The sequence below is a fragment of the Streptococcus alactolyticus genome (assembly GCF_012277075.1).
GTDB classification, from domain to species: Bacteria; Bacillota; Bacilli; order Lactobacillales; family Streptococcaceae; genus Streptococcus; species Streptococcus alactolyticus.
Map to the genome: position 1 here is coordinate 55,304 of NZ_JAAXMT010000011.1, position 20,502 is coordinate 75,805.

The window sequence follows — 20,502 nt, forward strand, 5'->3', positions numbered from 1 at the left end:
ATGGAGGAAAATCACATGAAAATTATTAATATTGGAATTTTAGCTCATGTTGATGCAGGAAAAACTACCTTAACAGAAAGCTTATTATATAACAGTGGAGCGATTACAGAATTAGGAAGCGTGGACAAAGGTACAACGAGGACGGATAATACGCTTTTAGAACGTCAGAGAGGAATTACAATTCAGACAGGAATAACCTCTTTTCAGTGGGAAAATACGAAGGTGAACATCATAGACACGCCAGGACATATGGATTTCTTAGCAGAAGTATATCGTTCATTATCAGTTTTAGATGGGGCAATTCTACTGATTTCTGCAAAAGATGGCGTACAAGCACAAACTCGTATATTATTTCATGCACTTAGGAAAATGGGGATTCCCACAATCTTTTTTATCAATAAGATTGACCAAAATGGAATTGATTTATCAACGGTTTATCAGGATATTAAAGAGAAACTTTCTGCCGAAATTGTAATCAAACAGAAGGTAGAACTGTATCCTAATATGTGTGTGACGAACTTTACCGAATCTGAACAATGGGATACGGTAATAGAGGGAAACGATGACCTTTTAGAGAAATATATGTCCGGTAAATCATTAGAAGCATTGGAACTCGAACAAGAGGAAAGCATAAGATTTCAGAATTGTTCTCTGTTCCCTGTTTATCACGGAAGTGCAAAAAACAATATAGGGATTGATAACCTTATAGAAGTGATTACGAATAAATTTTATTCATCAACACATCGAGGTCAGTCTGAACTTTGCGGAAAAGTTTTCAAAATTGAGTATTCGGAAAAAAGACAGCGTCTTGCATATATACGTCTTTATAGTGGCGTACTGCATTTGCGAGATTCGGTTAGAATATCGGAAAAGGAAAAAATAAAAATTACAGAAATGTATACTTCAATAAATGGTGAATTATGTAAGATTGATAGAGCTTATTCTGGAGAAATTGTTATTTTGCAAAATGAGTTTTTGAAGTTAAATAGTGTTCTTGGAGATACAAAACTATTGCCACAGAGAAAAAAGATTGAAAATCCGCACCCTCTACTACAAACAACTGTTGAACCGAGTAAACCTGAACAGAGAGAAATGTTGCTTGATGCCCTTTTGGAAATCTCAGATAGTGATCCGCTTCTACGATATTACGTGGATTCTACGACACATGAAATTATACTTTCTTTCTTAGGGAAAGTACAAATGGAAGTGATTAGTGCACTGTTGCAAGAAAAGTATCATGTGGAGATAGAACTAAAAGAGCCTACAGTCATTTATATGGAGAGACCGTTAAAAAATGCAGAATATACCATTCACATCGAAGTGCCGCCAAATCCTTTCTGGGCTTCCATTGGTTTATCTGTATCACCGCTTCCGTTGGGAAGTGGAATGCAGTATGAGAGCTCGGTTTCTCTTGGATACTTAAATCAATCATTTCAAAATGCAGTTATGGAAGGGATACGCTATGGCTGTGAACAAGGATTGTATGGTTGGAATGTGACGGACTGTAAAATCTGTTTTAAGTATGGCTTATACTATAGCCCTGTTAGTACCCCAGCAGATTTTCGGATGCTTGCTCCTATTGTATTGGAACAAGTCTTAAAAAAAGCTGGAACAGAATTGTTAGAGCCATATCTTAGTTTTAAAATTTATGCGCCACAGGAATATCTTTCACGAGCATACAACGATGCTCCTAAATATTGTGCGAACATCGTAGACACTCAATTGAAAAATAATGAGGTCATTCTTAGTGGAGAAATCCCTGCTCGGTGTATTCAAGAATATCGTAGTGATTTAACTTTCTTTACAAATGGACGTAGTGTTTGTTTAACAGAGTTAAAAGGGTACCATGTTACTACCGGTGAACCTGTTTGCCAGCCCCGTCGTCCAAATAGTCGGATAGATAAAGTACGATATATGTTCAATAAAATAACTTAGTGTATTTTATGTTGTTATATAAATATGGTTTCTTGTTAAATAAGATGAAATATTTTTTAATAAAGATTTGAATTAAAGTGTAAAGGAGGAGATAGTTATTATAAACTACAAGTGGATATTGTGTCCTGTATGTGGAAATAAAACACGATTAAAGATAAGGGAAGATACTGAATTAAAAAAATTCCCCCTCTATTGTCCGAAATGCAGACAAGAAAATTTAATTGAAATAAAGCAGTTCAAAGTAACTGTGATTACAGAGCCAGACGCAAAGACGCAGAGCCGATAAAATGAGATTAATACAATCTCATTTTATCGGCTCTTTCCGTTATGTATGGATTCTTTTAATTAGTCTTCGATGTTTCTTGCTTCGTTGATACCGCTGGCTAAAGATTCCATTAAGGATAGTTCTTTGTCTGTAAAGCTATCCATGTATTTCTCTATCTGTAATCGTCGGGTGCTTTTTACCAAGTTATTAGCAGGTAAGAAAAATTCATCAACGGAAACATGAAGTAACGATACAAGGTCATAAAGAACTTGTATGCTGGGGTGTTGCCCTTTATTTTCAATATTAGTTAAGTACCGTGGGTCAATTTCAATCAATGCTCCCACTTGTTCACGAGTTAAACCTCGTTTCAATCGAGCTTCTTTAATGGCTAAACCAAAGGCTCTAAAATCATATTTATCTTCTTTTTTACGCATAGTAGACCACCTCTATACATTTTATTGTTCCTACTGAATTAAAAACAGGTATAGAAAAACGTGTTATATGGTTTATAGGTTTATATTTAATAAAAAGCACTACTAAACGCCAATAAAAAAAACCGTTATATGGTAGTGCTATTTACGCTGTTAAAATATTGTATATTACTTCCAAATGGCGGTTTGTTGGAGGTCAACGTCGCCATGAAGTACATCATATACAATAAATTTCCTTACATTGGGTTCTTGTCAAAAAAAGTCGTCTATCTGCAATAGATAAGTACGTCCACCAATGTGGTTTTATAAATCATATAGATAGAATAACAGAAGCATGTAAACAGAGAAATAAATCTGTTTATATGCTTTTTTGGCTATTCAGAACTTTTTTACAAAGTTTATTTATCAGTAATGCAACAAATCCCCCTTTCACATTGGGACTAAGAGTGAAAGGAGATAAACGAGCAAGGCTCACTTCCTTTCCTAGACAGAAAGGGGGTGAGAAACATGAAACCATCTTCTTTTCAGACCACAATAGAAAATCAGTTTGACTATATCTGTAAACGTGCTATGGAAGACGAGCGAAAGAATTATATGCTTTATCTTTCAAGGATTGCAAAGCGTGAGGTGTCCTTTTCGGATGTTGGCGATTATCTTGTTAGCCAGTTTGCGACAACAGATAACTATTCAACTGACTTTCAGATTTTTACACTCAATGGGTTATCAGTAGGCGTTGAAAATGATTTGTTGAGTGAAGCATTACGTGAGTTGCCAGACAAGAAACGTGAAATTCTACTGCTGTTTTACTTTATGGACATGAGCGATTCAGAAATTGCAGACCTGTTGAAATTGAACCGTTCTACTGTCTATCGGCATAGAACCAGTGGACTAGCCTTAATTAAAAAGTTTATGGAGGAATTTGAAGAATGAAAACACAATATCCTATGATTCCCTTTCCTCTCATTGTAAAGGCAACAGATGGCGATACCGAAGCGATTAACCAGATTCTACATCATTACAGAGGGTACATAACGAAGCGTTCCCTACGACTTATGAAAGATGAATATGGCAATCAAAGTATGGTCGTTGATGAAGTCTTACGTGGAAGAATGGAAACCAGACTGATTACAAAGATTTTGTCATTTGAAATTAAGTAATATCCTCTCTCCTTTCGTGGAAGCGTGCTAAACCATTCCACGCTTCCCGAACAGGGAGGTTTGTTATTCCACCAAAGCATATTGAGCTTTCAATGTGTTTTGATAGGCTAACGAGCCATTGTTCTTTGAAAACTGAATAAAAGTAATCGAATACGTTTCGATAAGAAAAGAGCCAACGGAACTAACCGCCATGACCTATCTTATAAAGATAGCGAGCGATTCATGTTAGTGATCCGAGAAGCAATCTTTAGCAGGATTGCCTGCAACGACATTCTTATCGTGATAATGATACTCCCATACAGTCAATAGTCCGAGCGTGATAAAACCGTCGCAGGCAATGAGTATGGCTACATGAGAACCATGCAGGGGTGGAACTCCCGTGAGCTTTGCTAAAGCTGTTCGATTGCTGGTAAAACAACTTTTATGAAATCCAAATAAGTGATTTGGAAAGGAGGATTTTATGAAGCAGACTGACATTCCTATTTGGGAACGTTATACCCTAACCATTGAAGAAGCGTCAAAATATTTTCGTATTGGCGAAAACAAGCTACGACGCTTGGCAGAGGAAAATAAAAATGCAAATTGGCTGATTATGAATGGCAATCGTATTCAGATTAAACGAAAACAATTTGAAAAAATTATAGATACATTGGACGCAATCTAGCGTCGCCAAAGGGTCTTGTATATGATAAAATAGTATTAAGTCGTATCAAGGCTCTTTCCATAAAGGAAAGGAGCAAATGCCATGTCAGAAAAAAGACGTGACAATAAAGGTCGAATCTTAAAGACTGGAGAGAGCCAACGAAAAGACGGAAGATACTTATACAAATATATAGATTCATTTGGAGAACCGCAATTTGTTTACTCGTGGAAACTTGTGGCTACAGACCGAGTACCAGCAGGAAAGCGTGATTGTATCTCACTTAGAGAGAAAATCGCAGAGTTACAGAAAGACATTCATGATGGTATTGATGTTGTAGGAAAGAAAATGACACTCTGCCAGCTTTACGCAAAACAGAACGCTCAAAGACCAAAGGTTAGAAAAAACACTGAAACTGGACGCAAATATCTTATGGATATTTTGAAGAAAGACAAGTTAGGTGTAAGAAGTATTGACAGTATTAAGCCATCAGACGCTAAAGAATGGGCTATTAGAATGAGTGAAAATGGTTATGCTTATCAAACCATCAATAACTACAAACGTTCTTTAAAGGCTTCATTCTATATTGCTATACAAGATGATTGTGTTCGGAAGAATCCATTTGACTTTCAACTGAAAGCAGTTCTTGATGATGATACTGTCCCTAAGACCGTACTAACAGAAGAACAGGAAGAAAAACTGTTAGCCTTTGCAAAAGCTGATAAAACCTACAGCAAAAATTATGATGAAATTCTGATACTCTTAAAAACAGGTCTTCGTATTTCAGAGTTTGGTGGTTTGACACTTCCAGATTTAGATTTTGAGAATCGTCTTGTCAATATAGACCATCAGCTATTGAGAGATACTGAAATTGGGTACTACATTGAAACACCAAAGACCAAAAGTGGCGAACGTCAAGTTCCTATGGTTGAAGAAGCCTATCAAGCATTTAAGCGAGTGTTAGCGAATCGAAAGAATGATAAGCGTGTTGAGATTGATGGATATAGTGATTTCCTCTTTCTTAATAGAAAGAACTATCCAAAAGTGGCAAGTGATTACAACGGCATGATGAAAGGTCTTGTTAAGAAATACAATAAGTATAACGAGGATAAATTGCCACACATCACTCCACATAGTTTGCGACATACATTCTGTACCAACTATGCAAATGCAGGAATGAATCCAAAGGCATTACAGTACATTATGGGACATGCTAATATAGCCATGACGCTGAACTATTACGCACATGCAACATTCGATTCTGCAATGGCAGAAATGAAACGCTTGAATAAAGAGAAGCAACAGGAGCGTCTTGTTGCTTAGTAGTACAAATGAATTTACTACTTATTTACCACTTCTGACAGCTAAGACATGAGGAAATATGCAAAGAAACGTGAAGTATCTTCCTACAGTAAAAATACTCGAAAGCACATAGAATAAGGCTTTACGAGCATTTAAGAAAATATAAAAAGATAATTAGAAATTTATACTTTGTTTCTTGACAAAAAGAGTGTGAGCTATTTTTGGGAAAGCGATGTCTTAAAAGTGCTCTATATTTGAAAACATTTACAATTCTTTTGACGCTGTTTTTTCAAAGGATTTGTGGTATAATTCAAAAGTTAGAATAAATGAAAAAAATCGAGGAATCATGACTAAATTAAGAGAAGATATTCGTAATGTGGCGATTATCGCCCACGTTGACCACGGGAAAACAACCCTTGTTGATGAATTATTGAAACAATCACACACACTTGACGAACGTAAAGAGTTGCAAGAACGTGCGATGGACTCAAACGACCTTGAAAAAGAACGCGGTATTACCATTTTGGCTAAAAATACGGCGGTTGCTTACAACGGCGTTCGTATCAACATCATGGACACACCAGGACACGCGGACTTCGGTGGTGAAGTAGAACGTATCATGAAAATGGTTGATGGTGTTGTGCTTGTTGTGGATGCCTACGAAGGAACAATGCCACAAACACGTTTTGTGTTGAAAAAAGCCCTTGAGCAAAACTTGACACCAATCGTGGTTGTTAACAAAATTGATAAACCATCTGCTCGTCCAGCTGAAGTTGTGGACGAAGTACTTGAACTTTTCATCGAACTTGGTGCAGACGACGACCAATTGGAATTCCCAGTTGTGTACGCTTCAGCTATCAATGGAACATCATCACTTTCTGATGACCCAGCTGACCAAGAACACACAATGGCACCAATCTTTGATACCATCATCGACCATATCCCAGCACCTGTGGATAACTCAGATGAGCCCCTTCAATTCCAAGTGTCACTTCTTGACTACAATGACTTCGTTGGACGTATTGGTATCGGTCGTATCTTCCGCGGTACGGTTAAAGTGGGTGACCAAGTAACCCTTTCAAAATTGGACGGTACAACGAAAAACTTCCGTGTAACAAAACTATTTGGTTTCTTTGGACTTGAACGCCGTGAAATCAAGGAAGCAAAAGCAGGTGACTTGATTGCCATTTCTGGTATGGAAGACATCTTCGTTGGGGAAACCATCACACCAACAGATTGCGTTGAACCTCTTCCAATTCTTCACATTGACGAACCAACCCTTCAAATGACTTTCTTGGCAAATAACTCACCATTTGCAGGTCGTGAAGGAAAATACGTTACTTCTCGTAAAGTAGAAGAACGTTTGCTTGCTGAATTGCAAACAGACGTTTCATTGCGCGTTGAACCAACAGATTCTCCAGATAAATGGACTGTTTCAGGTCGTGGTGAATTGCACTTGTCAATCTTGATTGAAACTATGCGTCGTGAAGGATACGAACTTCAAGTATCACGTCCAGAAGTTATCATCAAAGAAATTGATGGTGTGAAAATGGAACCATTCGAACGCGTTCAAATCGATACACCTGAAGAATACCAAGGTGCGGTTATCCAATCCTTGTCAGAACGTAAAGGTGAAATGTTGGATATGCAATCAACTGGAAATGGTCAAACACGCTTGATTTTCCTTGCGCCAGCTCGTGGTTTGATTGGTTACCCAACTGAATTCTTATCAATGACTCGTGGTTATGGTATCATGAACCATACCTTTGACCAATACATGCCAGTGATTAACGCTGAAATCGGCGGACGTCACCGTGGTGCCTTGGTATCTATCGATACTGGTAAAGCAACAACATACTCTATCATGTCTGTTGAAGAACGTGGTACTATCTTCGTTAACCCTGGTACAGAAGTTTACGAAGGAATGATTATTGGTGAAAATTCACGTGAAAATGACTTGACTGTTAATATCACGAAAGCAAAACAAATGACCAACGTTCGTTCAGCAACGAAAGACCAAACGGCTGTTATCAAAACCCCACGTATTTTGACGCTTGAAGAATCACTTGAATTCTTGAACGATGATGAATACATGGAAGTTACTCCAGAATCTATTCGCCTACGCAAACAAATCCTTGATAAAAATATGCGTGCTAAGGCTGCGAAAAAGAAAAAATCTGCAGAGTAATGCTTTAAACGTGCGAAGCTAAAGACCAATCGTGCGATGTGAAGAGGGGGTCAGCATGTTTTACCTTATTGTTGCGATTTTAATCGTTTCTTATTACTTTTTTATGGCCCCTACAAGCATTCGTAATACATTGAACACCATTGGCTTGGTGGGTGCCATGGCTCTCTTAATTGTGCTGGCATTTATGAGTTTTATCAAAATCCTTCAATCGCCACCAGAAATTTTGTTGGGATTTACCATGGCGATCTTTGGATTTTTCGCCATTCGTGATGTCTATCAATTACCAGCTAGGGCAGAAAAAAGTGAACATCCAAATAAAGGAGATTGAGTTTTGCTCAATCTTTTTTAGTGACGGCACTAGAATGATTGAAAAAGCGTTTAAATAAATGTAGAATATTACTATATTTGTAAGGTTAGAATGGATAAACGATGAAAAAAATAGAAACATTTAAAAACAAAAAGGTATTGGTACTTGGCTTGGCCAAATCAGGGGAAGCTGCAGCTAAGTTGTTGGATAAACTTGGGGCTATCGTGACCGTTAATGATAGCAAACCTTTTGATGAAAACCCTTCTGCACAAGCCTTGTTAGAAGAAGGAATCAAGGTGATTTGTGGTAGCCACCCTTTGGAATTATTGGATGAAAATTTTGAATGGATGGTTAAAAATCCTGGTATCCGTTACGATAATCCTATGGTGGTGAAAGCTCTTGAAAAAGGCATCCCAGTCATCACAGAAGTTGAGTTGGCTTACATGATTTCAGATGCGCCAATTATTGGTATCACAGGGTCAAATGGTAAGACAACGACAACAACCATGATTGCTGAAACCCTTAATAACGGTGGCAAATCAGGGCTTCTTTCAGGAAATATCGGATTTCCTGCTTCAGAAGTTGCCCAAACGGCGACTGACAAAGACACCTTGGTTATGGAATTGTCATCTTTCCAATTGATGGGAACACGCACCTTCCATCCACACATTGCTGTTATTACTAATTTAATGCCAACGCATATTGATTACCACGGTACTTTTGATAATTATGTTGCTGCCAAATGGAACATTCAAAAACACATGACGGCAGATGATTTTGTGGTGCTTAATTTCAACCAAGATTTGGCAAAAGAATTAGCACAAAAAACAGCAGCACAAGTGGTACCATTTTCAACAATTGAAAAGGTTGACGGTGCTTATCTTGACGGCAATACCTTGTATTTTAAAGAGGAAGCTATCATGAAAGCCTCAGAAATTGGTGTGCCTGGAACACACAATGTTGAAAATGCTTTGGCAACCATCGTTGTGGCTAAATTATCAGGAATTTCCAATGAAGCCATTAAGGAAACCTTGGCTCATTTTGGTGGGGTAAAACACCGCTTGCAAGCCCTTGGTGAAGTGGATGGTGTCCGTTTTTACAATGATTCCAAATCAACTAACATTCTAGCCACTCAAAAAGCCCTTTCTGGTTTTGATAATGCCAAAGTGATTTTGATTGCTGGTGGTTTGGACCGAGGCAATGAATTTGATGAGTTGGTTCCTGATATTACTGGTGTGAAATTGATGGTGATTCTTGGTGAATCTGCACCGCGTGTCAAACGAGCAGCTGACAAGGCTAAGGTGCCTTATCTGGATGCCACAGACGTTGCGGATGCGACTCGAATTGCCTTTAGTAATGCGGAAGCTGGCGACGTTGTTTTGTTGAGTCCAGCCAATGCTAGTTGGGATATGTACAAAAACTTTGAAGTCCGTGGTGACGAATTTATAGCGACTTTTGAAGCCCTTAAGGAGAGTAACAATGCCTAAAAAAATTGTGTTTACCGGCGGTGGAACGGTTGGTCATGTGACCTTGAATCTCATTCTCATTCCAAAATTCATCGAAGATGGTTGGGAAGTGCATTACATTGGGGATAAGCATGGTATTGAGTACGAACAAATCACTCAATCTGGCTTGGATGTGACCTTTCATTCAATAGCTACTGGGAAATTGCGACGCTATTTTTCATGGCAAAATATGTTAGATGTGTTTAAGGTTTCTTACGGCGTTTTGCAATCTTTTGCCATTATGGCACGCCTTAAACCGCAAGTTTTGTTTTCAAAGGGAGGCTTTGTTTCAGTACCGCCCGTTATTGCGACAAAACCACTAGGCGTTCCAGTCTTTGTCCACGAGTCAGATTTGTCCATGGGACTTGCCAATAAAATTGCTTACCGCTTCGCGACAACTATGTACACGACGTTTGAGCAACCTGAAAGCCTAACCAAAGCCAAACACGTTGGAGCTATCACTAAGGTTGGCAATAAAGTGCCTTATGACACGAGTAAAATCGACGCTATCAAGAGCCACTTTGACCCTAAATTAAAAACTATTCTCTTTATTGGTGGTTCAGCTGGGGCGCGTGTTTTCAATGATTTTGTAAGTAACACACCTGAATTGACCCAGCACTACAACGTCATCAACATTTCTGGCGACAAATCGTTGAATGAATTGAGCCAAAATCTTTACCGAGTGGATTATGTGACGGATTTGTATCAGCCTTTGATGGATTTGGCAGATGTTGTGGTAACGCGTGGGGGTTCTAACACTATTTTTGAACTGGTGGCTATGCAAAAATTGCACTTGATTGTGCCACTAGGCAAGGAGGCTAGCCGAGGTGACCAATTGGAAAATGCGGCTTATTTTGAGAAAAAAGGCTACGCGCGTCAATTAGCAGAAGACCGTTTGACCTTGGAAAACTTGCAAGATGAATTGAACCAGCTCTTTACGGATGAAGCACAGTACAAAAAACAGATGAAAGAATCCAATGAGTTGAAATCACAGGATGAATTTTACCATCTGATGATGGCTGACATTTCTAAAACCGCAAAAGGAATTTAAATGGCAAAAGAGAAAGAGCAAGACAAACAACAAGACACAAAACCACAAGAAGAATTAACCGAATGGCAAAAACGCAATATTGAGTTTTTGAAGAAAAAAGAAGCTGAAGAGTTGGAGAAAAAAAAGCAGCAAGAAAAGATGCGTTTGGAACGCAATCCTTACGCTGCTAGCCAAAAGCAAGCTGAAGATGATGAGGACAAGGATTCTAAGGAAAAAGTAGCCGATAAGGCAAGTGACAAGAAAAAGGAATCCTCTGAATTCTCAGAAATAGTGGAATCAGACCAACCCAAACCTAAAAAGGTGAAAAAGCCCAAAGAAAAAAAAGAACGCTCACCCCTTCAAAAAGCAATCAGGCACGCTCTTCCTGTTCTTTTGGGTGCTGTTCTTGTGTTGGCGATTTCGATTTTCTTGGTATCGCCCTTAAGCAAAAAGAAAGTGATTACTGTCGAAGGTGGCAATAGAGCCACTCAAGAAGATGTCTTGTCGGCGTCTGGCATCAGCAGTTCAGATTATTTCTTTTCCTTGATTTTGAATAGGTCATCTTATATGCACAATATCTTAAAGAATGATAAGCTCATCAGGGAAGCGAAAATGACCTATCATTTTCCTAATAAATTCACGATTAAGATTAAAGAATACAACATTGTGGCTTATGCACAGACAGACGATGGTTATCAGCCAATTCTTGAAAATGGCACACGTTTGGGAGTTGTTAGCTCGCAGGATTTGCCAGACAATTTCTTAACCATCAATTTATCATCTGAAAAAGAAATTGAGCAACTCATCAAAGCTTTCTCAAAATTAGACAAGAGTTTGGTGCAACAAATTCAAATTGTGAGCTCGGCTGATTCGTCAACAACTTCAGATTTGCTGAATTTGGAAATGCACGATGGCAATACGGTGCGTGTTCCGCTATCAGAATTGGATGAAAAATTGCCATATTACGATAAAATCAAGCAAAACTTGACGGAAAATAGTATTGTGGATATGGAAGTTGGTATTTACACAACCACGTCAACCATTGAGTCAGAAGCTGCTGCCGAAAAAGAAAAAGCGCAAAATGAAGCTAACGCGGACGAGTCACAAACGAAAAGCACAGATGAATCAACGGAATTGACAGAATCTAACGACACAGAAAGTCAGTCAGAAGTGAGTCAAGAGGCATCAGCTACCAGCACCGAAACAGACGCAGTTAGTGATACGTCAAGTACTCAACAATGATTCCAAATCCGTGTTGTTAAAGCGAAAAAACGAAATTGAAGTTTCTATAACAGAAACTTAATACATTAATTTTAAATGCTTGTAAACGTTGATATTAAAGCATTTGAGAGATTTTAAAAAAAAGTACTTATAAAATTTGTTACGATTTTTGTTACGATTTATACCAAAAATTAGGGTAACCCGATTAAGGGCTACCCTTTTTTTATAAATTATTGATAGCCATCTCAAAAATGTTTCCGCCTTGTTTTGCTCCCTCCTCGGTTGCATGAACGTAAATGTTGAGCGTCATTGTGATATTGCTATGACCTAGACGGTGTTGCAAGTCTTTTGGAGACATACCAGCATTTAACATTAAAGTGGCGTGTGTATGGCGTAGACCATGGAAACGTACATTAGGCACACCAGCGTTTTTAAAGTGTTTATATAATTGGTTCCTAATGTTGTTAGGGTCAATGTATTTATCAGTGAAATTTGAAAAGACGACTTTTTCAGACCGACCAAGTTCCCACGCTTTAACATGTTGTCGGTTTTTATATTGTTTAAGCATGAGTATAGTAGCTTTATCAATTGAAATTTGTCTATAACTTGCCATAGATTTAGGGCTGTTTATTTCAATTCTGTTGTTTAGTGTCTTGTTAACGTCAATAACACCATTATCTAAGTCAATATCAGACCATTCAAGCGCCATAGCCTCCCCGATACGCAACCCAGTAGCCAAAAGCGTTTTATATAAGACAATGTTAAACAGATTTTTGTATTTTGATTGATCAAGTGTATCTAAGTAATTTAAAAACTGTTTTAATTCTTGTTTGTCTAAAAACTTAATTTCAGTTTTCTTTTCTTGTTTTTTACGGGGAACAATAACGTCAGTTGCGGGGTTATGCTCCAACAGTTGCAAACTAACGCCATATTTTAAGATACGCTTATTTAAGCCAACTAATTTATGATAAGAGTCAAAAGCGTTCTTACTTTGTCTATTGGCTTTGTTCGCCCATTTATTCACTTGTTTTTGAATAATGGGCGTTGTTAGTTTATCTAGTCTATATTCACCAAAAGCGGGCAATAGATGGGCGTCTAGATAGCTTTTAACAGCTTTTTTTGTATTTGGCTTAACTGTATTTTTGTAACTATCCCACCAAAGGAAAACAAGTTCGCTATATGTTTTTACATTTACTTTCTTTTTAACGGTATATCCGTTATGAGCGAATTTATTCATCGCCTCACGGGTTTTTATTTTAATAGCTTTTTTAGTAGTAGCAGTGATCGTGGTACGAGCTTGTTTACCCGTTGCTTTATCAATACCTAAATAGATATTAGTACGGTACACGGTTGTACCGTTTTTCTTTGTGATTTTCTTAATTTCTGCCATTTGTAACCTCTTCTCTTAACTACAGCAGGCAGGCTATAAGGGTTTTAGAGTTTGAGGTTTTAGAACCATTCAAAATAGCATGGCTTTAAATATATATTATTCGCCCTAATCGTTATCGGTTGGGGTGGTTTTTAGATCGGCGTTAAGTCGTTTACTAAATGAATCGGCAGTATCTTTAAATTCTTTGCCGTGTTCTTCTAAAAGACTGATAAAAGTATTCAATGACTTAAGTTCTGTTTCTGTAAGTTCATTTTGAACAAGTCTAGGCGAAACATAACGGATTATATTTGTATAAATGTTATCACAATTTTCTAAAAGCACAGTAAGAACCTTAATATTAGATACCAAGTCAAAATCTTTATATTTTTCATAGGCTTGTTGGGCTATTTCTTGACCTCTTTTAAACCTTAAAGCGTTTATTTTTTTAACTATTTCTCGTGCTTCTTTACCTGTTTTTTTTTGCTGAGCAATTATTTTTTTAACTATTTCATCATTAGAGGGAATATCCCCAGCATAAACGGCTTCTAGAATTTCTACGGCGTCACCAATAGTTAAATTATCATCATAACCTAGTAAATAAGAGATAGGAACTTTAAAGTATTCGGCGATTATTCTCCAAGTATTTTCTTCTCTCGGCGAACGTTTGCCATTCTCGTAAGAAGATAATTGCCCAGTAGAAAGTAATACCCCATGTTTTTTCTTTAGTTCTTTGCTTAGTTCATCTAGTGTTAAACCTTTTGTTTTTCGTAATTCTTTTAGTCTATTTCCCATGTGAGAATGCTCCTATTTTTATATTTTTGATTATAACATGTTTGAGCATAAAATCAAAAAAATATTTTCAAAATGAAAGAAAAAGTATTTGACTTTTTCAAAACGAAAGAATATAATAATTTTACTTTCAAATTGAGAGTAAAATAAAAAAGGAGGTTTAATATGCTTATTTCTGAAAAGGCATCTAGCTTAGTACGTCATAAACGAGTTGATAACGGATTTTCTAAAAGCCAATTAGCTGAAAATTTAAATATTGCCCGTAGCACCCTAGTCAAAATCGAAAAAGGCAACTATGACGCCCCTAAGCGTATCTATGAAAGTGTTATGAATTGGCTTATTGAGGATTTGTAGAAAAAACGACAAAAAATCCCTAATGTTCAAAATTACAATAAAGGAGAAATTTATGGAAATTATTAAACGAGAAAAAGGGGAGTTCGGAGAGATTAAAATTGACTTCTATTTGAACAAAGATAGAGCAATCTTAGTTACTATCGAACAGCTAGCCCAAGGGTTTGGTTATAAAAACCGTAAGGGTATTGAAAGAATGTTAGAACGTAACTCCTATTTAAGAAATGACGAATATTCAGTTATTGCAAAGGTACCCCACAGCTTGGGGGGTGCCCAAGAAACACGTTTGTTCAATAAACGAGGTATCTTTGAAATTGGTATGTTGTCCCGAACTGAAAAAGGAAAAGCATTCAGAGCTTGGATATATGACTATATCGAAGAATTAGAGAAAGAAAACGCTAATTTTCGTTTTCAACGAGCATTGGAGAAACCAACACACAAAACATTGAACGAAGCTATCAGTAAATGGGACAACGCTCCTAGACCACCCCATGGTTATTCTATTGTAAGCAACTTACTTCTAAAACTATCAACGGGTAAGAATAAGAAAAAGCTGATTGAGGATAGAGGTGGCAAAACGGGGCTTGATTGCTTAACAAGCGTAGAACTAGCAAAATATCAAGCTTATGAAAAAGCGATTATCCCACTAATTGAGCTGAACATGGAATACAGTGTCATCCGTGATACATTATCGCAAGTTCAGTTATAAGAGCAACAAAAAAAGCCTGAGGAACGAACTCAAGCCAAGAAAGTGAACTTTAAAAATATTAGATAAAACAAAACACTACAGCGGGCAGGCTATAAGGGTTTTGGTGTTATCTTCTATGCTTATATTATAGCATAGAAACAGCGTTATATCAATGTTTAGGAGGTTTTTTATGAAACTGTTATTTGAAAAAGTGAACGATTATGACTATAACAACACGGGTCAATTTAAGTGTTATTACATGCTAACAACACCTAATAGAGATAAGTTTTGGAATGGTAAAAAGTTTTCTGAGTGGGAATTGGATATCCTTGCGAGCGAGGGCAAGACTATCAAAATTGTTAACACTATTGATTTACATTTAGATTAGAGGAGGCAGAATAATGATTTACCAAGAAATCAATTTACCAGTATGGGCGGAGTTGCTTATCATGGCTATTTTATCAATTGTTATTATTCTACTGATAAGGTACGAACCGCCAAGAAATGAGGAAGAAAAGCAGACACAGAACGTTAAGACAGACAACCATGTAAAAGAACGATATGGGGCTTATATTCAATCACAGGGACGATATTACAATTAAGGAGGCAGACAATGACAGATAAAGAATTAAATAAAATAGCTGACCTTATCAATGAACGTGTAACGTTTGCCGAATTAGAAGAGTTCAAACACTTGGAACGGCAAGAAGATAGGAAAGCATGGGCAAAAAATCAGATTGCCAAGTTAGAGAAAGGAGAAATATTGCCATGACAGATATCGTTATCAATATTCAAGGCACTAAAATAAAGTTAGCGGTAGCGCATGACCGTTTGAATTGGGTTATCCGACAAATTCTAAAAATGGGGGTATGATATGGGAACATTTTCAACAGAATTTGAACAAGGCTTATTAGATCGTGTAGACGAACTTTCCAAAAAGAAGTTAGAACTAGAAAGACGGCTACAAAAACAGACGGGCTTAATGAGTGCTAGAGAACTAAAAAAAGAATTAGACATAACGGGAGCAACACTTACAAGTTGGGTTAAAAAGGGACTAAAAGTCTATCAGCCACCCTTTGAGAGTAGTAAAAAACAATATTTCAGAGTGTCAGACGTGATTAATTTTTTAACTGTACGCTAGAAATGGGGGAGAGGAATGAGTATATATGAGGCAAAGGGAGTTACTAACGGACTGCTGTATTTATACGATGGTGAACAAAACAATAAGTTAAGCGCTGAACCATTTGAGTTTGTTAAAGAGTTCCCAGCTTTGGAAGTTCCCGAGGAAATGGATATAGAGGAGTACAAGAAAACTAAAGCGCCTTACTGTATTTCTGGTAAGGTCAAGAAAGATAAAAAAGGCACGTACAGACGTAATGATAGCAATCTGATTTACAGGGACTTGATTTTCTTAGATTATGACAATATCACCATAACAAGCGAAGAATTTAAGGCTACTGTTGAACGGGCAATAGGTGACTACTCTTATATCATTTATCCGACAATCAAACACACAGAGGAAAAACCACGTTTTAGATTAGTGGTAAAGCCTAGCAAACCAATGGATAAAGAGACTTATAAGGCAGTGGTTACTGAAATAGCCGACAAGATTGGTTTAGAATACGATACCGCCTCCCTTACGTGGTCGCAATTGCAAGGCTTACCCGTGACAGTTGGGAAACGTCATGAATATGTTAAGACTGTACACCGTGGGAAAGATTATCCCGTACCAAAGTACGAGGGGAGCAAACTTACCACAATCAAGCAGACAACCACAAAGGGTTATAGTATCCGTTCTCCTAACGAGCGAAAAAGCTTAACTGTAAAAATTATTGAAACACTATTTAATGGCTTTGGCGAAGAGGGCGGGCGCAACAATGCATGTGCTAGCTTTGTTGGTATGTTATTCAATCGTTACGTTAACTTTGATATTGCCACAGCTTATCAGTTAACTGTAATGGCGAACAATAATACACCCGAACCGTTACCAGAGGAAGAATTAGATAATACTTTTAAGAGTATCGCTAAAAAAGAATTAACCAACAGACTTTAAGGAGGAATTATTATAAGTGTTAGACATTGCAAAATTGGAAGAAGAAATTAAAGAAGAGCAATCACCTTTTGATAGTGAGGGCTACTTACTAACGTTTAAAAATATCCGAGGTCAGTTTAGGAACATTATAGAAAAACAAAAAGAAAACGCCTATAAAGAGGCTTACAATGCTTACATGAAAAGCCCCAAGGCTTTAAGTAAACTATCTAAGATAAAAGATGATGACCTTAACGCAGACCTCGAGCGCCAATTAGTAGAGGGTAAAGCAGTGGAGCACGCAGAAAAGGTTAAAAGCAAAGCAAGCCCCAAAACGCCCTTACAATGTTCAATTTTTTTAAGAAAATATATCCGTTTTGTACGAATTAGACCCGAGGGAAAAGGACAAAAAGCGCCGTTATATTTCTATGACCCCGACAGCGGTATTTATTCAGAGGATAACGAGTTATTGCAAGATTTAATGGTAACTATTTATCCGAATATTACAGAAAGACAAGCTATTGATACGCTTTATAAAATCTCTCACAGTGTCCCTTTGAGAGATAAGCAAAGTAACTCTGTTGTTATCGGTAGTGAACTTTACAACAATCAAACGGGCGAATTTCAACCGTTTAACCCTAACGTTATCGCAACCCGAAAAGTTAAAACAGAATACAATCCCAACGCAGTAGAACCAACTATCAATGGTTGGAAACCCACAGAATGGCTTAAAGGACTTTTTAACCATGATAAAGAAAGTTATGAGTTAGCCATTCAAATCATCCGTGCTACAGTTACAGGCAAGACCTTAGACAATATTTTTTGGTTGCATGGAGTAGGTGGAACAGGTAAAGGAACATTTCAAACTTTGCTAGAGAATTTAGTGGGTGCTGAAAACATAGCTAGTTATAAAATTGATGAAAAGAATGGGCGCTTTGATACTTCTATTCTTATTGGTAAGTCTGTAGTTATTGGTGATGACGTTCAAAAAGACGTGATTATAAAAGATACTTCTATTGTGTTCAGTCTTGCAACAGGTGACCCGATTAGGATAGAGGATAAAGGAAAAAGACCATATACCACACGCTTAAAAATGACTGTTGTTCAGTCATCTAATGGTTTTCCGAGAATGAACGCAGATAAAAACGCCATTGATAGACGTTTTAGAGTGTTGTCATTTAGCGAACTAAAAGGGAAACCAGATAAGAGAATTAAGAATGACTATATTAATCGCCCCGAAGTGTTAGAATACCTTGTTAAGCTTGCCATTGAAACACCGTTTAAAGACATTGAACCTCAAAGGTCAATTGATTTTCTTAACGAAGAATACAAAGAAATGAACCCCGTAGCGGACTTTGTAGACAGATTTTTCAATGATGACGTTATTCAATGCAAGTATGTACCTAACGGATATGTTTTTGAATGCTTTAAAGCTTATTGCAAGCAACACCAAAACAGTAAATACTTTCTAAACGAAGTCTCTTTACATAAACAGTTAAAGCCATTGTTACCTAAGTCCTTTAGACCTAAAAAAGTAACTATCCCAAAAGAGAAGAGGTTTTACAAAGATTTTAACCCTAACTTAGTTTTCAACCCTTGGCATTTTGGGGAGTATTACAACGGTAGAGAGCATGAAAAGAGCCAAAATAAAGCCAAACCAGAGCGGGGATATGAAAGAGTTTAATTTTTGGTACGGGTTTAGTACGGGTTTAGTACAGTATACAAAAATATAAAACCTTTAATATCAATACTTTTGTACACTTAGTACACTTAGTACAGTAATAATATTGATACATAAAAAAATAAAAAAATAAAAAAAGTATGCGGGAAAAACTTTTTGAAAAAAAGTGTCATATCCGTACTAACTGTGCAAACCCCTTGATATATCAACGTTTATTTTATAGTACGGGTGTTTTTCAAGTGTACTAAGTGTACCAAAAATACTAAGAAACAGATAAAACAGAAAGGACAAAAAACAGATGAAAATCAAACTATTCAACCGTGAGTTAGTTTTTGATAGCTACTACAGTAATGGTATGACTAAATACAGACAAGAAACTAATGAGGAGATAGAAAACAGAGTAAACGAGTTTATAGCCGATAAGAAAGTAGTTGATATTAAATATCAAGAGGCTACTTATGGCACCTATGAGGATATGAGTGTACAGCTATCAATCATGGTTATTTATGAGGAGGTAAACTAATATGAATGAAAAAGAATATATTAGCTATTGTGAGAAAGAACTGACACGCTATGAGGCTAGGCGCTATCAGTTTATGGGTATGGAGTGGGAAGATTTAAATAAGGCAGACCATACAAAACTGTTAGAGATTGGTAATAGGGTAATGAATGAGGATAACACAGTTAACTTATACATGTTACACAGAAACATAAATACACGTTTCAAGGTGTGGAACATGGTAGCAAGAACAGCATTACACTATGATAAGAAGTTCCCAACAGATGACAGACTACAGTTGTTCACTGACTGTTTAGAGAAACATTTTAACAACATGATTGATAGAGCAATGCAACAAGCAGACATGAACAGAGTTAGTCAGTTGGTTAGCGACTTTAAACCAGTGCTACCAAGTGTTGCCTTTTCATTCTTTTGTTTGGATACAGTAAGATACAGTAGGATACAGTAAACAGTCAGCAGAGAGCGACAAAGTAAGCATGTATCGGTAATCACACCAAACAGCGAGCGAACTCCGAGAAACAGCCATAGGGAGGCTTATAACGGGTGTATAATCGTTCAAAAATACCCCTTATTTTTTTATCGAGGTATCGTATTGTTCGGATATATTAACAATAACATAAGAAAATAGACTTTCATTTGCATACACTTCATACACTACTGTTTCAAAGTGTATGACAAAATAGCCCAGTCATATCAAGGGTTTCATACACTTCATACAGTCTATTTTAGAGTATATAAAACAAAAAAATAAAAATAGTAATATTAACGGATAAGGCTATATTAAAATAAAGAAATCAAAAACAAGTGTATGAAGTGTATGACAAAACACAAGAAAGGAAAGAGAAATGACAGAAAAAGAATATAAAGAATTTTTAGAGTATAGCCAAAAAGAGGAGTTGAGATTGAACGCACGTTATTATTGTCTTATGGCTATGAGTTGGGAAGAACTAAACAAGGCAGACCATGAAACGTTGTTAGAATTAGGTGGAATAGTTTAACAAGGGGAGTAAGGCAACTTACTTCCTTTTTGTGTGCCTTACAGAGCCAGCAAACACCCCCAAGAATTTATTCCGATAATTGATTTGAAATTAAAA

Annotated in this window: 25 protein-coding genes; 22 read left to right on the top strand and 3 right to left on the bottom strand. The window is 37.0% G+C overall.

Going from position 1 to position 20,502, the window contains the following annotated elements; genetic code table 11:
* Positions 1–15: 15 nt before the first annotated feature.
* Both tet(M) and HFK82_RS06950 read left to right on the top strand, forming a co-directional pair.
* Positions 16–1,935 carry a tetracycline resistance ribosomal protection protein Tet(M) gene (gene tet(M), locus HFK82_RS06945; protein ID WP_043029018.1) on the top strand — a complete coding sequence of 640 codons (1,920 nt, stop codon included), beginning with the start codon at positions 16–18 and terminating at the stop codon, positions 1,933–1,935.
* A gap of 118 nt (positions 1,936–2,053) precedes the next feature.
* Complete coding sequence (locus HFK82_RS06950; RefSeq protein WP_000336323.1) at positions 2,054–2,221, top strand: cysteine-rich KTR domain-containing protein; 168 nt, start codon at positions 2,054–2,056, stop codon at positions 2,219–2,221.
* A gap of 59 nt (positions 2,222–2,280) precedes the next feature.
* On the opposite strand, the gene HFK82_RS06955 is transcribed toward HFK82_RS06950, so the two are convergent.
* Complete coding sequence (locus tag HFK82_RS06955) at positions 2,281–2,634, bottom strand: helix-turn-helix transcriptional regulator (RefSeq protein WP_001227347.1); 354 nt, start codon at positions 2,632–2,634, stop codon at positions 2,281–2,283.
* Positions 2,635–3,138: 504 nt separating this feature from the next.
* Between HFK82_RS06955 and HFK82_RS06960 the strand changes: the two genes are divergently transcribed.
* The 9 genes from HFK82_RS06960 to HFK82_RS07000 all read left to right on the top strand — a co-directional run bounded on the left by HFK82_RS06960 (position 3,139) and on the right by HFK82_RS07000 (position 12,002).
* Positions 3,139–3,561, top strand: coding sequence for a sigma-70 family RNA polymerase sigma factor (locus HFK82_RS06960; protein ID WP_000804885.1), 423 nt, complete (start codon positions 3,139–3,141; stop codon positions 3,559–3,561).
* Positions 3,558–3,788 carry a helix-turn-helix domain-containing protein gene (locus HFK82_RS06965; RefSeq protein ID WP_000857133.1) on the top strand — a complete coding sequence of 77 codons (231 nt, stop codon included), beginning with the start codon at positions 3,558–3,560 and terminating at the stop codon, positions 3,786–3,788. The genes HFK82_RS06960 and HFK82_RS06965 overlap by 4 nt, the downstream gene beginning before the upstream one ends.
* Before the next feature lie 460 nt (positions 3,789–4,248).
* Positions 4,249–4,452 (top strand): excisionase, encoded by a 204-nt coding sequence (locus tag HFK82_RS06970; RefSeq protein ID WP_000814511.1) that lies wholly within the window; start codon positions 4,249–4,251, stop codon positions 4,450–4,452.
* Between the two features lie 81 nt (positions 4,453–4,533).
* On the top strand, positions 4,534–5,751 hold the full coding sequence (locus HFK82_RS06975; protein WP_001291561.1) for a tyrosine-type recombinase/integrase: 1,218 nt from the start codon (positions 4,534–4,536) through the stop codon (positions 5,749–5,751).
* 325 nt (positions 5,752–6,076) lie between these two features.
* Positions 6,077–7,918: a translational GTPase TypA gene (typA, locus tag HFK82_RS06980; RefSeq protein WP_154454458.1), complete on the top strand. Its 1,842-nt coding sequence runs from the start codon at positions 6,077–6,079 to the stop codon at positions 7,916–7,918.
* A gap of 55 nt (positions 7,919–7,973) precedes the next feature.
* Positions 7,974–8,246 carry a DUF3165 family protein gene (locus HFK82_RS06985; RefSeq protein ID WP_168261262.1) on the top strand — a complete coding sequence of 91 codons (273 nt, stop codon included), beginning with the start codon at positions 7,974–7,976 and terminating at the stop codon, positions 8,244–8,246.
* A gap of 101 nt (positions 8,247–8,347) precedes the next feature.
* Positions 8,348–9,712: a UDP-N-acetylmuramoyl-L-alanine--D-glutamate ligase gene (murD, locus tag HFK82_RS06990; protein ID WP_168261263.1), complete on the top strand. Its 1,365-nt coding sequence runs from the start codon at positions 8,348–8,350 to the stop codon at positions 9,710–9,712.
* Positions 9,705–10,781, top strand: a complete 1,077-nt coding sequence (locus HFK82_RS06995) for a UDP-N-acetylglucosamine--N-acetylmuramyl-(pentapeptide) pyrophosphoryl-undecaprenol N-acetylglucosamine transferase (protein ID WP_154454455.1) — start codon at positions 9,705–9,707, stop codon at positions 10,779–10,781. Before murD ends, HFK82_RS06995 begins: the two co-directional genes overlap by 8 nt.
* Complete coding sequence (locus HFK82_RS07000) at positions 10,782–12,002, top strand: cell division protein FtsQ/DivIB (RefSeq protein WP_168261264.1); 1,221 nt, start codon at positions 10,782–10,784, stop codon at positions 12,000–12,002.
* A 202-nt stretch (positions 12,003–12,204) separates the two neighbouring features.
* On the opposite strand, the gene HFK82_RS07005 is transcribed toward HFK82_RS07000, so the two are convergent.
* Together HFK82_RS07005 and HFK82_RS07010 are read right to left on the bottom strand one after the other, a co-directional pair.
* The gene (locus HFK82_RS07005; RefSeq protein WP_168261265.1) at positions 12,205–13,371 is read right to left on the bottom strand and encodes a tyrosine-type recombinase/integrase; all 1,167 of its coding nucleotides are present in this window, start codon (positions 13,369–13,371) and stop codon (positions 12,205–12,207) included.
* A 105-nt stretch (positions 13,372–13,476) separates the two neighbouring features.
* The gene (locus HFK82_RS07010; protein ID WP_168261266.1) at positions 13,477–14,142 is read right to left on the bottom strand and encodes a helix-turn-helix domain-containing protein; all 666 of its coding nucleotides are present in this window, start codon (positions 14,140–14,142) and stop codon (positions 13,477–13,479) included.
* A 162-nt stretch (positions 14,143–14,304) separates the two neighbouring features.
* On the opposite strand from HFK82_RS07010, the gene HFK82_RS07015 reads away from it, so the two are divergent.
* The 11 genes from HFK82_RS07015 (at position 14,305) to HFK82_RS07065 (ending at position 20,406) form a co-directional block, all read left to right on the top strand.
* The gene (locus tag HFK82_RS07015) at positions 14,305–14,493 is read left to right on the top strand and encodes a helix-turn-helix domain-containing protein (RefSeq protein ID WP_168261267.1); all 189 of its coding nucleotides are present in this window, start codon (positions 14,305–14,307) and stop codon (positions 14,491–14,493) included.
* Between the two features lie 52 nt (positions 14,494–14,545).
* Positions 14,546–15,199 (top strand): BRO-N domain-containing protein, encoded by a 654-nt coding sequence (locus HFK82_RS07020; RefSeq protein ID WP_168261268.1) that lies wholly within the window; start codon positions 14,546–14,548, stop codon positions 15,197–15,199.
* A gap of 169 nt (positions 15,200–15,368) precedes the next feature.
* A complete protein-coding gene (locus HFK82_RS07025; protein ID WP_168261269.1) occupies positions 15,369–15,566 on the top strand; it encodes a hypothetical protein in 198 nt (65 codons plus the stop codon).
* A 13-nt stretch (positions 15,567–15,579) separates the two neighbouring features.
* The gene (locus HFK82_RS07030) at positions 15,580–15,780 is read left to right on the top strand and encodes a hypothetical protein (RefSeq protein ID WP_118100872.1); all 201 of its coding nucleotides are present in this window, start codon (positions 15,580–15,582) and stop codon (positions 15,778–15,780) included.
* A gap of 11 nt (positions 15,781–15,791) precedes the next feature.
* Positions 15,792–15,950 carry a hypothetical protein gene (locus HFK82_RS07035; RefSeq protein ID WP_168261270.1) on the top strand — a complete coding sequence of 53 codons (159 nt, stop codon included), beginning with the start codon at positions 15,792–15,794 and terminating at the stop codon, positions 15,948–15,950.
* 102 nt (positions 15,951–16,052) lie between these two features.
* Entirely contained in the window at positions 16,053–16,319 is a 267-nt protein-coding gene (locus HFK82_RS07040) for a hypothetical protein (RefSeq protein WP_118100873.1), read from the top strand.
* A gap of 15 nt (positions 16,320–16,334) precedes the next feature.
* Positions 16,335–17,231 (top strand): primase alpha helix C-terminal domain-containing protein, encoded by an 897-nt coding sequence (locus tag HFK82_RS07045; protein ID WP_168261271.1) that lies wholly within the window; start codon positions 16,335–16,337, stop codon positions 17,229–17,231.
* Between the two features lie 25 nt (positions 17,232–17,256).
* A complete protein-coding gene (locus HFK82_RS07050; protein ID WP_419579908.1) occupies positions 17,257–18,891 on the top strand; it encodes a phage/plasmid primase, P4 family in 1,635 nt (544 codons plus the stop codon).
* A 295-nt stretch (positions 18,892–19,186) separates the two neighbouring features.
* Complete coding sequence (locus tag HFK82_RS07055) at positions 19,187–19,411, top strand: hypothetical protein (RefSeq protein WP_168261222.1); 225 nt, start codon at positions 19,187–19,189, stop codon at positions 19,409–19,411.
* Position 19,412: 1 nt separating this feature from the next.
* On the top strand, positions 19,413–19,856 hold the full coding sequence (locus HFK82_RS07060) for a hypothetical protein (RefSeq protein ID WP_168261272.1): 444 nt from the start codon (positions 19,413–19,415) through the stop codon (positions 19,854–19,856).
* Between the two features lie 397 nt (positions 19,857–20,253).
* Entirely contained in the window at positions 20,254–20,406 is a 153-nt protein-coding gene (locus tag HFK82_RS07065; RefSeq protein ID WP_168261273.1) for a hypothetical protein, read from the top strand.
* Positions 20,407–20,502: the final 96 nt, after the last annotated feature.